A 12,350-nucleotide genomic window follows, 5' to 3' on the forward strand; every position below is an offset into this window, starting at 1 on the left:
AAATAATAAGGTTGAATTCATGTATGGATAAATATTTGATATTGAAGAATTGATGCTAAATGTTTCGCTATGAGTTATTCAACAAAAAAATATCATCAACTGTTACCTGTTTACATTTTGGATTTATTGCCTGAACAAAAAAGAGGGATTTCAAGAGATACCATTGCTGTATTTGAATCACCACAATCTGATTTGTTATTGCATTATGAAAATTTTAAAAATCGTTTAGAAGACATCAATCATTGGTTTCATTATGCTTCAATAACCCATTTGAATTTTCAAATTTTAGACGCTGATGAAAATCCTGTTCAACGCAAGGTGAGAATTGGTGATTTAATTAAGATAGAAATGAAACGCCAAAAGCCTATTCCTTTATTTGGGAACATGATGTCGGATTGGGTGCATGTAAATGAAATGATTGAATTTATTCACGATGAAGAACGTTTTTTTAGTTTACAACTTATTCCTATAGAATCACCTAAATTGAATGAAGTCAAACATTTTTACAATGAAATGGCGAGCAATACGTTTATAATCTATCAATGCAAAAATTTTATCAGTCTTTCTATTCATGGACGAAACGAATTCCCAAATTTGATATCAAAGAGTCGTTTTCGTATGTTACGAAACATCATGATTGCGAATTTAAGTTTAATAGGAGTGGATAATTTTTTATGGAATAACTTTGCGACTAACCTTTTAAAACCTTAATCATGGAGAGATATAATCAAGTCGTTTTATATGATGGCGAATGTGGATTTTGTAGTTTTTGGGTCCAATGGCTGTTAAATATGGACAAGCAAAATACATTGAAATTTGCCTCATTACAAGGTGAATATGGACAGTCATTTTTAAAAAATAAAGGCTTAAATGTTACTGATTTTGATACCATTTATTTTATAAAAGATAACGAATATTTTTACGAAAAATCGACAGCCATTATTCAGATTGTTAATTCATTAGGGGGAATCTTTAAACTAATTGTATTGTTATACATTATCCCACGATTTATTCGAGATGCAGTATACATGGTTATTTCTAAAAATCGAAAGAAACTCATCCATAATAATTGTTTATTTCCAACGCCCAAACAACGCCAACAATTTATCGATTAATAAAGTTTATTGCTCATTGACAATGATGAAACGCTGAAATAGCTGTAAATTTGCAGACGATTTCCCAATGAAATCAAATTATTAAGCAATGATTATAGAAACAGAAGAAGAGTTAATCGGTATGAAAGCGGTTAGTGAAGCCGTAGCTGTTACTCTTAAAGAGATGAAAGATTATGTAAAACCAGGAATGTCTACATTAGAATTGGACCAATTTGGAGCACAAATTATGGCCAAATTTGGATGTAAATCGGCTCCGTATGAGACATATAAATTCCCTGGTTATACTTGCTTAAGCGTGAACGAAGAAATTTGTCACGGAATTCCAAGAGCAGATAAAATTTTAAAAGAAGGCGATGTTATTAATATCGATGTCTCAGGAGAATTGAATGGTTTTTGGGCTGATAATGGAGGTTCAATCGTCGTAGGCGAAGATATTAATGGGTATCAAAAAATTGTAGATGCCTCAATTTCTGCATTACAAAAGGCCATCGGTGCCGTAAAATCAGGGGTTAAAATTGCTGATATCGGTGGAATTATCGAAAAAGAAGCAAAAAAACACCGTTATTCCGTAATTGAAAATTTAACAGGACATGGCGTAGGGCGTTCTTTACATGAAGAACCTTTGGATTTATTGAACTACCGCGATCCAGATGATAAACGCCGTTTTCGCAAAAATTCTGTCATTGCATTAGAAACTTTTATTTCTGAAAACTCATATGAAGCAATTGAGCAAGCGGATGGATGGACTATGATTGGAAATGCACCAGGTGTCTTTGCTCAACATGAACACACAGTACTTGTAACTTCTGAAGGTCCTATGATCTTAACGCATATGAATGGAAATTGGTAAGATTAATATGAAAAAAAATACATACGAACAAATCGACCGTGAAATTGTAAAGCAAATGAGTGCTGATATCCAGGCTTATTTAGTAGAAAACAATTTAGCGCGTGTCAAATCAAAAGATATGATGCCCTTTTTAATCGAAAAGGGTTATTTTCCACATGACCGTAAAAAAGGATATCCCTTACGTCAGGTTATGACCGATTTAAAAAAATCAGACGAATTACATTTAATACCCCAAGCTCAACCAGAGATATTAGAAGTTGAAAATAAAAAAACTTCGACGTATTGGTATTTTAGTCCTGTAAAATAATTGAATAGCATCTCCTGATCGAGATGCTTTTTTTATTGTGTTGATTGCTCGTTTTTTGGAATGTTAGTTGATGTAATTGAATGCATTAGAAATTAATTTGAAAATAAATCTCTTTCTTATCCTAAATCAATTCATAAGGTTCCAAAGCCTTATACATTTGTCTTATCAAAATATTAAAAAATGAAGCATATGAAAAAATTATTATTATCTGCAGTAATCACTTTAGCATCAGTTTCTGCATTTGCACAAAAATATACTAACGATAAAGCTCACTCAAAATTAGGATTTTCAGTTCCCCACATGACCATTTCAGATGTTGAAGGTGAATTTAAAAATTTTGATGTTCACTTAACCTTCACGAAAGAAGATTTATCAGATGCCAAATTTCATGTAGTAGCAGATGTTAATTCAATAAATACAGGTATTGATGCTAGAGATAATCATTTAAAATCTCCCGATTTCTTTAATGCTGCTAAAAATTCAAAATTAGAATTTACGTCTAAATCAGTATCTAAAGTGAAAGGTAATCAATTCAAATTAGCGGGTGACTTGACATTAAATGGTGTAACTAAACCAGTGGTTTTAAATTTACTATATAATGGAAGTGTAGATAACCAAGGCGTTAAAACATACGGGTTTACAGTAAAAGGAAAAATTAAAAGAAGTGATTTTGCAGTGGGTACTTCTTTCCCAGAAGCAGTTGTAGGAGAGGTGGTGACATTAACTTCAAACCTTGAATTTGCAACTCCAAAATCAAAATAATTAAAAAATCAATCTTAAATACATATAAAATGGCCAATTGGAATTTAGACCCTTCGCATTCAGAAGTGCAATTTAAAGTGAAGCACATGGTAATTTCTACCGTTACAGGAAGTTTTGATCAATTTGATGCACAACTTACAAGTCAATCAGATGACTTTTCACAAGCGAAATTTAGTTTTACGGCTGAAGTTTCATCGATTAATACAAAAAATGGTGACCGTGATGGACACTTAAAATCAGATGATTTTTTCGCTGCAGATCAATTTCCTCAAATAAAATTTGAATCCACTTCTGGAATTCAAAATGGAAATATTACAGGAGAAATTGAAATCAGAGGTGTTCGTCAACCCATTACATTATCAGCAGATTTTGGTGGTGTAATTACCGATCCATGGGGAAATCAACGTGCAGGTTTCGAATTTGAAGGAGAATTGAATCGTAAAGATTTTGGTTTATCTTGGTCTTCAACTACAGAAGCTGGAGGATTAGTGGTAGCAGATAAAATCAAGCTGATCATTAATTTAGAATTTGTACAAGCATCATAAAATCCATTATAATCTATCCTAACGCGTCAAATGACGCGTTTTTTTATTTTTAATAGGTATTATAGCTTTCGAACGTCTATTTTTGTTGAAGAAAATATTCCTACTATGAGAAAAGTATTTTTATTATTATCGGTGATCGGTGTCTATGCGGTGCAAGCACAAGATCTTGAAACACAACCGTTGAATACTGATGCACAATTGATGAAATTATTAGAACAATATCGTAATGAAATTAATCAACTGAAAAATGATAAAGAGTCGTTGCAACAGACGATTAAATTGCACGAAGATTTGATCAATTCCATACAAAGTAATAATAATTATACAACGAATACAAAATGGAATACGATTACCAATAATCTAACTTATGGAATGGAAAGTTATCGTCAATTGAATGATAAAATTCAAATGTTGAAAACTGTTTCTAAAACTGCTACCTACGTTAGTTATACCAATTCTTTGAGTGGAATATCGAATAATCCGTTGGGGTTTTCTTTTGAAGAAAAAATCCTTAGTTCTTATAAAAATAATTTTAACGATAAGAAAAAAACACCAAAATTTGCTCAGATTATTCAATCAATTACTTCAAGTCCATTGGTGCAATTGGTTCCGATTGCATCCCAAGCTTCGACTATTACAAGTTCGGTTTTGAATATTTTATATACAAATGAAACAACGAACAGTAAGTCGAGTGAATTAGAAAGTATTCAAAAATTCGAAAAAGAGTTAAGCAAATATTTGAAGTACTTTAATGATATGAATGTACAAAACCAACAATTGAATACCAATAACGAACAATATGTCAAAAGCTTGGAAGAAATTCAATTGGATATGGTTAAAGATTTGATGTTAATTCGTCAACAATTTGGGTTACAAGTCAGAGAGCGAAACGAAAAAACAGAATCGATTGATGCCTATTTGAATTATTTGCTGAATGATTTAACTTCTGAATATGTCAATCAATACATTAGTTCACTAAAATCAAAACATAAAAATAACTACGATAAATTATTACAATCTGAACCTAGTATTTTATCCATCAATAATAATTTGGATGATTTAGAGGATTATGCTCATCGTTTTAAAAATACTTATGATTTTTACACTAGTTTTAATAAAAGTTATGTGAGTAACCTAACGAAAGTGGTGAATGACGCTAAAGCTGACGCTATTATTGAAGCCAAAAACAATAAAACAGCGGATCAAATTCACCAAGAGGTTATCAATAAGTTAAATGCCATTAGTGATGATTATCTTAAACAATTGGATGAAGCTATTAAAGTCAATCAATTGAATAACAGTATTAATAAAATTAATTACATTAAATTTTTGTAATAAAAAAGACATACAAAAAGGGATTTCGTATCAAAGAAATCCCTTTTTTTTATGATTCGATTGAATGATTTATTTTTTCTTTGTCCAGAAGTCAGCATTTTTAATTCCTGCTTCTTCTGCGTCGAATGTAGGGTTTAGAATGCCTTGTTTCTTTTTATGGGCATAATCTTTCCATACTTTAATGGCAACTCCACCTAAAAGTATGATGGCGATAATATTTACCCATGCCATTAATCCAACACCAATATCTCCAATGGCCCATGCTGTTTCCGCTGATTTCACAGTACCAAAATAAGTGGCAATTAAAAAGCCAATGCGTAGAATCCAAATCACCACTTTTGTGTTTCCATTTTTAAAAATGTATGTAATGTTGGTTTCTGCATAGTAGTAGTACGCCATGATGGTTGTAAAAGCAAAGAAAAACAAAGCAAAAGCAACGAATCCATTTCCAAATGCAGGAAAATGATGCGCGACTGCTGCTTGTGTAAATCCAGTATAATCAATACCTGCAACGTTTTGTACGACAAACTGACCTGCTTCATCTTGTACATTGTATTGCCCCGTAAATAAAATCATAAAAGCAGTGGCTGTACAAACAAATAATGTATCAATATATACTGAAAAAGCTTGAACTAATCCTTGTTGAGCGGGATGCGAAACTTCAGCTGCTGCTGCTGCATGAGGTGCCGTACCTTGTCCTGCCTCATTCGAATAAATACCACGTTTTATACCCCAAGCGATTGCCATACCAAAAACACCACTGTATAAGGATTCCATATTAAATGCACATGAAAAAATTAATTTTAGTACCGATGGGATTTGGGAAATATTCATACCAATAATTACTAAAGCCATTAAAATATACGCTCCTGCCATAAATGGAACAATAAATTCAGATGCTTTTCCTAAACGTTTTACTCCACCAAAAATGATAATGGCTAATAAAGCAATTAAAATGATGCCCATATAGTTCACGGGGATTCCACCGAATTCTTGCGTTGATATTTGAAAAGCATTGTTCATGGAAGATGCAATACTGTTACTTTGTACACCTGGTAATAAAATACCTGTACTGATGATGGTCACTATAGCAAATAAAACGGCATACCATTTTATTCCTAACCCTTTTTCAATATAATAAGCTGGACCTCCTCGGTATTCACCATTAATTTCTTGTTTGTAAACTTGACCTAAAGTAGCTTCCACAAATGCTGATGCTGAGCCGATTAAGGCAATAAACCACATCCAAAAAATTGCTCCAGGTCCACCCATTGCAATTGCCGTAGCAACTCCTACAATATTTCCCGTACCTACACGACCTGATATTGCTAAAGAGAAGGCTTGGAAAGGGGTAATTCCTTTATCTGTTTTTTGACCAGAAAAGAGTAACCTTACCATTTCCTTAAGATTTGTAAACTGAAGAAATCCCAGTCGAACAGAAAAATAGATACCTGTTAAAGCGCATAATCCTATTAATGCTGAAGACCAGACGTAATTGTTAATCGATTGAATAATCGTGTCCATGTGTTTGTTTTGTAATTTGTGATGCTAAAATCATTAAAAAATATCTAAATTTCACTAATTCACTTGATTTTTTTTTAACAAATGAAAAAAAAGCATACAATATTTTGTATGCCTTGAGATATAAATGATGGTTTATTTTTATGAAATAATCTTTAATTTGGCAAAATTTAAAAGAAGTTTCTTTTCTCCTGCCGTATCAAAATGGATAATCGCTTTCATATCTGATGGATCACCCTGTAAATCTTTTACAGTACCACGACCAAAACGATCATGCAATACACTTTGACCAATTTGTAATCCTAAATGATTGGCTGTATTAGCTGCTGAGGATTTAGTTTGATCTACAGGTTTAAAATTAGCCTTTGGAGGAACTGCTGCTGTTCGTCTCACATTAGGATTTGAACGTGCTGAACTTCTTTCACGCGGTTGATCCTTAAATCGAGCAGGAGTAGAGAAATCATCTCCAAATAAATCAGCAGATAGTCCACTATTATTTGCATTGCGTTGATTTGGAATATGTAGATTTTTCCAATCCAAATAGGTATCTTCAATTTCTTCCAAGAAACGTGAAGGTTCACAATCAATAATTTTTCCCCAACGGAAACGGGATACAGAATAGGTTAAATAAGCAACTTTTTCTGCACGTGTTAATGCTACATAAAATAAACGACGTTCTTCTTCTAACTCGGCACGTGTATTAACGGCCATCATTGAAGGAAAAAGATTTTCTTCTAAACCAGCGATAAATACAACAGGAAATTCAAGACCTTTGGCCAAATGCACTGTCATTAAATTTACTTTGTTATCGTCTTCGTCTTCATTGTCAGCATCTGTTGCTAAGGCAATGTTTTCTAAGAAACCGCCTAACGAAGCATCTCCATCTTCTAATTGTTGTTGCTCTTCTACATACCCTTGAATCGAGTTCAATAACTCTTGAACATTTTCTAATCTTGAAATTCCTTCCGGTGTCGAATCTTCTTTTAACGTATTTAATAAGTTGGTAGCTTTTGCCATTTCCATTGTTACTTCATACACATCATGTGTTTTAAGCATCACTTGGAAACGTTTTATCAGTAAGGCAAAATCATTTAACTTATTCGATGTTCCGGCATTGATTCCAATACTTGGGGCATACATCTGAATATTTTCAACCAATGAAAATAAGGTTAAATTCTGTTGATCGGCAGCGACCAATAATTTAGATAACGTAGTTTGTCCGATTCCACGGGCAGGATAATTAATGACACGTAATAAAGCTTCTTCATCATTTTGATTAATCAAAAGTCGCATGTAAGCAACCATGTCTTTAATCTCTTTGCGTTGGTAGAAAGATGTGCCTCCAAACACACGGTAACTAATACCACGTTTGCGTAAAGCTTCTTCTAACGCACGTGATTGTGCATTGGTGCGATATAAAATGGCAAAATCTTTCGCTTGTAAATGCTCACTGATTTGGCGTTCCCAAATTTGTGAGGCTATGTAACGTGCTTCATCGGCATCAGATAATGCACGATATACGGCAATTTTTTCACCTTCTTCGTTCGACGTCCATACATTTTTTTCCAATTGATCTTGGTTATGAGCAATGATATTATTAGCTGCTTGTACAATCGTATTGGATGAACGATAATTCTGTTCTAATGGATATAATTGAGCGTCGGGATAATCTTGTTTAAACGATAAGATATTACGAATATTAGCTCCACGGAAAGCATAAATGGATTGCGCATCATCACCCACCACACAAATGTTTTCGTAACGAGAAGCCAAAGCTTTAACGATTAGGTATTGTGAATGATTGGTATCCTGATACTCATCCACCATAATATATTTGAAACGATCTTGGTATTTGGATAAAACCTCAGGGAAACGGGTTAAAATCTCATTGGTACGTAACAAAAGATCATCAAAATCCATGGCACCCGATTTAAAGCATCGATCCACATACGCACGATAAATGTCCCCCATACGAGGTTTCATCGCTTCTGAATCAGCTTCAATCAATGCTTGGTTGTTATGATAAGCCCGTACTGTAATTAAATTGTTTTTGTATTGAGAGATACGCCCTAATACTTGTTTGGGCTTATAGATGTCTTTATCAAGATTCATCTCGTTGATAATTTTGGTCATCACCGAAACAGCATCTTGTTGATCATAAATGGTAAAATCTGATGGATAACCTAATAAAGGAGCTTCCACACGTAATAAACGAGCGAATACAGAGTGAAACGTTCCCATCCAAAGATTTTTAGCTTCAGATGCTCCAACCACACTTGCTACACGATCTTTCATTTCTCGTGCGGCTTTATTGGTAAACGTTAAGGATAAGATGTTAAAAGAATCTACCCCTTTATTTAGTAAATGTGCAATACGGTATGTTAATACACGCGTTTTACCAGAACCTGCACCAGCAATAACCATTACTGGACCTTCTGTCGCTTCTACCGCCTTACGTTGCGGTTCATTTAATAATTCTAAATAATTTTCCATCGTATGCAAATTTAGTAGTTTCAAGATGAATTAGCGAATGAACCACATTTTTTTTAAAACGTAAGGGTATTTAGAAAAATCCGTTTAAATTAGTATTTGATAATACACTAATTATGAGAAATATACTTTACAAATTAAGTTTTGTTTTCCTACTAGCAGGTACTTTTAGCTCTTGCTCAACTTACGCAGATGATTTATTATACGATGAGGTAGGGGTTGAAAACCCTAGTGTAGGACAACATTACTTTAATCCACCGACTTGGATTCAAGGGAAATGGAAAGATGATTTGACACGATATGATTATTTTTATGATTTCCTTCGTAACGACTTTAGAGAGAAATTAAATGATTCAATGATCAAAAGTTATAACGCTTTAATTCTTGAAAGTTTAGATATTCCAAATCAAGCGCTTTCCGTAGAAGAAATTGTTATCTCTGATTCAATTTATGAATTTAAATTAATGTCTGAAGTGGGTTCTAATGTACATTACCATTTTAAAAAAGTGGATAACAATAATATGATCCAAACCTATATTACGGTAGAAGGAGCGCCGAATGTAGTAAGTGCATTTGAGCGAGTACCATAATCTTAAAAGCTTCATATTCATAATGAAATAAATATTTAATAAACATTTTAATTTATTGCATTTATGTTGTTGTTTTAATAGAATGTTTTTTTATATTCGCGCCGATAACACTCAATATGAAAAAAACAATTTTAAGATTAATGTTTGCTGCAGCACTTACAGCAACATTTACAGGCGTTACATCTTGTAGCTCTGACGACGCAGAAGAATTCTCAATTAGCGACCAAAAGCATTTTAACCCACCAACATGGATTCAAGGAAAATGGGGAGATGAATTTGATGAAGGAAATGAATATTCATATGAATTCAAAGCTGATAATTTTATCATAAAAATTTCGAACGGATCGCAAGACTATAATGCATTTATTAATTTAGCGAATGCAGGTGGGATGAACACCATGTCTGTTGTAGAAGAAGTAAATACATCAACACGTTACAAATTCATCATTAAAACAATTGGTGGAATGGATACGACACATGATTTTCAACTTCAATCGGATGGATCGATGAAAGATATGGAAAGTGGATTATCTGGTTGGGTATACACGAAAAGACCTTAATAAATAGAATGAAAAAGCTAATCAAATTTGATTAGCTTTTTTTGTTTTCCGATATAAGTTTTAATTATTCTTGGATAGAAGAAACATTGAGAAAACGTGATAAATACCTATCTCGTAATTCCGTTTTAATTCCTATATTTACCCAAATTTTTTTTATGACAGAAGAATCAGTAAAATTAAGTAATTACGAAACAGTAAAGCAGGTATTTACTAAGTTCTTAGAGGATAATGGACATCGTAAAACACCTGAGCGTTATGCTATTCTTGAAGAAATTTATTTTACAGATGATCATTTTGATATTGATATGTTATACATCAAAATGAAAAATAAGAAATATCGTGTGTCTCGTGCTACTCTATATAATACAATCGAATTATTAATGGATGCTAAATTGGTTCGTAAACATCAGTTTGGGGATCAACAAGCACATTATGAAAAATCATATTTTGATAAAAATCACGATCATATCATCTTAACGGATAGTGGAGAAGTATTAGAATTTTGTGATCCTCGAATTCAATCCATCAAACAAACGATAGAAGAGATTTTTGATATTAAAATTGAAAATCATTCGCTTTATTTCTACGGTAAACGAAACAAATAAAATTGTAGATGCAATATCGAATTTCAATTTTACTTCTATTATGGTCTGTTTTGTCGTGGGCTCAAGTCAAACCTCAAAAACCGAGATTAAACTTAAAGTCCAATGATTTAGCGCAATTGATACGTGGTAAATATGACGGAAATCCCCTAATTAATGGGAATGTATTGTTTGAATATAACGGGGATTTGATTTATTGTGATAGTGCAGTATTCTATCAAAACCAAAATAAAGCTGTGGTATGGTCTAATGTTCGATTAGTGAGCAAAGATAAAACCATTACGGCTAAAAAAATGGAATATGATGCGAATACAACAATCGCGAAAGCATGGGATAATGTGAAATTTGTGGATCAAACTTCTTCTGTGGATGCCGATTTTATGGAATATAATCGTACGACACAAATTGCTCATGCCTTAGGAAATGTAGTTGTTCGTAGTCCCAAATCAAACGTCGATACCAATGAAATATTTTATAATCAATTAACTGAAACAGTAACTGTTCCAGGGAATTATAAAACCATTGATGCCGATGGTACAATAGTCGAAGGAAAAGATGTTATTTACAATGTAAAAGACAACGGAGCAATCTTTAATTCAGAAGTCTATATTACATCGAAAGATTATTTGATCTATTCGCGAAAAATGACGACCAATGATAAAACGGGATTAACTACATTTAGAGATTACTCGAAAATTACTTCTCGAAAAGATCCCTCGCAATACATCATCACGAAGAATGGTGATTTTAATCAAAAGAAAGGGGAAGCTTGGTTGAGAGATCATTCTGAAGTTTTTTATAAAGGAAAAAAATTAACTGCAAAAGATATTTATTTCAACGAGAAAACAGGCTATGGGAAAGCAGAAAAAGATGTTTTCTTAGATGATCCTGAACAACGCATGTTTATTCGAGGAGACTTCGCAGAAGCATTTCGCGATAAAGACTCTGCATACGTTACCAAAAATGCTTATGCAGTAAAAGCCTTTGAAAAAGACTCGTTGTATATTCACGCTGATACCTTAATGGCCGTGCGCCGTAAAGATAAGGATTCTACAACCTTAGTTCGAGCATATCGCAATGCTCGTTTTTATAAATCAAACTTAAATGGAAAAGCTGATTCGTTGGTGTATAATCGTACCAAAGGTGAAATGGAATTTTTCCGTGATCCAATCATGTTTTCAGGAGAAAATCAAATTTCTGGTCGATTTATTAAAGTTTATACCAATCCTAAAACGGACAAAATTGATTCGATTAACGTTTTAGATAATGCTTTTGCAATCGCTAAAGTTGATTCGTTAAAAGACAACGAATTCAATCAAATTAAAGGGAAAGACATGACCGCAATCTTTTACAATGATGAAATTGATTTCCTTCGTGTCGTCGGAAATGCAGTAGCGTTAAGTTATATGGATGACGAAGATCCAAAAACGAAAGTTAATGAACGTTACGGAATTGATATAACTTATTGTGGAATTATTGAAGCCGATGTGGTAACACGAGAAATGGAATTGGTGGCATGCAGAGTGAAAGCTTCAGGAAAAACTTATCCCGAATCAAAATTTCCAGAGGAGTTAAGATATTTGCCTGATTTTAAATGGCGTTATGCTGAACGTTTAAAACAATGGCGCGATATCTTTATTACCCAATCTGAATAATTTCTATATTTGAGATTA

General features: G+C 33.1%; 13 protein-coding genes. 11 read left to right on the plus strand and 2 right to left on the minus strand.

Annotated features, from left to right (window positions below):
• Positions 1-69 precede the first annotated feature (69 nt).
• The 7 genes from AC1QSP_RS02090 to AC1QSP_RS02120 all read left to right on the plus strand — a co-directional run bounded on the left by AC1QSP_RS02090 (position 70) and on the right by AC1QSP_RS02120 (position 4,914).
• A complete protein-coding gene (locus AC1QSP_RS02090; RefSeq protein ID WP_484079563.1) occupies positions 70-711 on the plus strand; it encodes a hypothetical protein in 642 nt (213 codons plus the stop codon).
• A 2-nt stretch (positions 712-713) separates the two neighbouring features.
• Positions 714-1,115, plus strand: coding sequence for a thiol-disulfide oxidoreductase DCC family protein (locus AC1QSP_RS02095; protein WP_484079564.1), 402 nt, complete (start codon positions 714-716; stop codon positions 1,113-1,115).
• Between the two features lie 88 nt (positions 1,116-1,203).
• Positions 1,204-1,965, plus strand: a complete 762-nt coding sequence (gene map / locus AC1QSP_RS02100; protein ID WP_484079565.1) for a type I methionyl aminopeptidase — start codon at positions 1,204-1,206, stop codon at positions 1,963-1,965.
• A gap of 7 nt (positions 1,966-1,972) precedes the next feature.
• Positions 1,973-2,272 (plus strand): hypothetical protein, encoded by a 300-nt coding sequence (locus tag AC1QSP_RS02105; protein ID WP_484079566.1) that lies wholly within the window; start codon positions 1,973-1,975, stop codon positions 2,270-2,272.
• A gap of 189 nt (positions 2,273-2,461) precedes the next feature.
• Positions 2,462-3,034 carry a YceI family protein gene (locus AC1QSP_RS02110; protein WP_484079567.1) on the plus strand — a complete coding sequence of 191 codons (573 nt, stop codon included), beginning with the start codon at positions 2,462-2,464 and terminating at the stop codon, positions 3,032-3,034.
• Between the two features lie 29 nt (positions 3,035-3,063).
• A complete protein-coding gene (locus AC1QSP_RS02115; RefSeq protein ID WP_484079568.1) occupies positions 3,064-3,579 on the plus strand; it encodes a YceI family protein in 516 nt (171 codons plus the stop codon).
• 105 nt (positions 3,580-3,684) lie between these two features.
• A complete protein-coding gene (locus tag AC1QSP_RS02120; protein WP_484079569.1) occupies positions 3,685-4,914 on the plus strand; it encodes a hypothetical protein in 1,230 nt (409 codons plus the stop codon).
• Between the two features lie 69 nt (positions 4,915-4,983).
• On the opposite strand, the gene AC1QSP_RS02125 is transcribed toward AC1QSP_RS02120, so the two are convergent.
• Together AC1QSP_RS02125 and AC1QSP_RS02130 are read right to left on the minus strand one after the other, a co-directional pair.
• Entirely contained in the window at positions 4,984-6,438 is a 1,455-nt protein-coding gene (locus tag AC1QSP_RS02125) for an alanine/glycine:cation symporter family protein (protein ID WP_484079570.1), read from the minus strand.
• A gap of 138 nt (positions 6,439-6,576) precedes the next feature.
• Positions 6,577-8,928, minus strand: coding sequence for an ATP-dependent helicase (locus tag AC1QSP_RS02130; protein ID WP_484079571.1), 2,352 nt, complete (start codon positions 8,926-8,928; stop codon positions 6,577-6,579).
• Positions 8,929-9,041: 113 nt separating this feature from the next.
• Between AC1QSP_RS02130 and AC1QSP_RS02135 the strand changes: the two genes are divergently transcribed.
• From AC1QSP_RS02135 to AC1QSP_RS02150, 4 genes are all read left to right on the plus strand, one after another.
• Positions 9,042-9,515 carry a hypothetical protein gene (locus tag AC1QSP_RS02135; RefSeq protein ID WP_484079572.1) on the plus strand — a complete coding sequence of 158 codons (474 nt, stop codon included), beginning with the start codon at positions 9,042-9,044 and terminating at the stop codon, positions 9,513-9,515.
• 116 nt (positions 9,516-9,631) lie between these two features.
• Positions 9,632-10,075 (plus strand): hypothetical protein, encoded by a 444-nt coding sequence (locus AC1QSP_RS02140; RefSeq protein WP_484079573.1) that lies wholly within the window; start codon positions 9,632-9,634, stop codon positions 10,073-10,075.
• Between the two features lie 155 nt (positions 10,076-10,230).
• Positions 10,231-10,680: a Fur family transcriptional regulator gene (locus tag AC1QSP_RS02145; protein ID WP_322970057.1), complete on the plus strand. Its 450-nt coding sequence runs from the start codon at positions 10,231-10,233 to the stop codon at positions 10,678-10,680.
• A gap of 8 nt (positions 10,681-10,688) precedes the next feature.
• A complete protein-coding gene (locus AC1QSP_RS02150) occupies positions 10,689-12,332 on the plus strand; it encodes an OstA-like protein (RefSeq protein WP_484079574.1) in 1,644 nt (547 codons plus the stop codon).
• Positions 12,333-12,350 lie beyond the last annotated feature (18 nt).

The sequence above is a fragment of the Faecalibacter sp. genome (genome assembly GCF_057177045.1).

Bases quoted from the DNA above. Each gene is read 5' to 3' on its own strand.
- AC1QSP_RS02105 (WP_484079566.1), top strand. From the start codon at position 1,973: ATGAAAAAAAATACATACGAACAAATCGACCGTGAAATTGTAAAGCAA.
- AC1QSP_RS02095 (WP_484079564.1), top strand. From the start codon at position 714: ATGGAGAGATATAATCAAGTCGTTTTATATGATGGCGAATGTGGATTT.
- AC1QSP_RS02110 (WP_484079567.1), top strand. From the start codon at position 2,462: ATGAAAAAATTATTATTATCTGCAGTAATCACTTTAGCATCAGTTTCT.
- AC1QSP_RS02145 (WP_322970057.1), top strand. From the start codon at position 10,231: ATGACAGAAGAATCAGTAAAATTAAGTAATTACGAAACAGTAAAGCAG.
- AC1QSP_RS02115 (WP_484079568.1), top strand. From the start codon at position 3,064: ATGGCCAATTGGAATTTAGACCCTTCGCATTCAGAAGTGCAATTTAAA.
- AC1QSP_RS02140 (WP_484079573.1), top strand. From the start codon at position 9,632: ATGAAAAAAACAATTTTAAGATTAATGTTTGCTGCAGCACTTACAGCA.
- AC1QSP_RS02125 (WP_484079570.1), bottom strand. From the start codon at position 6,438: ATGGACACGATTATTCAATCGATTAACAATTACGTCTGGTCTTCAGCA.
- map (WP_484079565.1), top strand. From the start codon at position 1,204: ATGATTATAGAAACAGAAGAAGAGTTAATCGGTATGAAAGCGGTTAGT.
- AC1QSP_RS02135 (WP_484079572.1), top strand. From the start codon at position 9,042: ATGAGAAATATACTTTACAAATTAAGTTTTGTTTTCCTACTAGCAGGT.
- AC1QSP_RS02130 (WP_484079571.1), bottom strand. From the start codon at position 8,928: ATGGAAAATTATTTAGAATTATTAAATGAACCGCAACGTAAGGCGGTA.
- AC1QSP_RS02150 (WP_484079574.1), top strand. From the start codon at position 10,689: ATGCAATATCGAATTTCAATTTTACTTCTATTATGGTCTGTTTTGTCG.
- AC1QSP_RS02090 (WP_484079563.1), top strand. From the start codon at position 70: ATGAGTTATTCAACAAAAAAATATCATCAACTGTTACCTGTTTACATT.
- AC1QSP_RS02120 (WP_484079569.1), top strand. From the start codon at position 3,685: ATGAGAAAAGTATTTTTATTATTATCGGTGATCGGTGTCTATGCGGTG.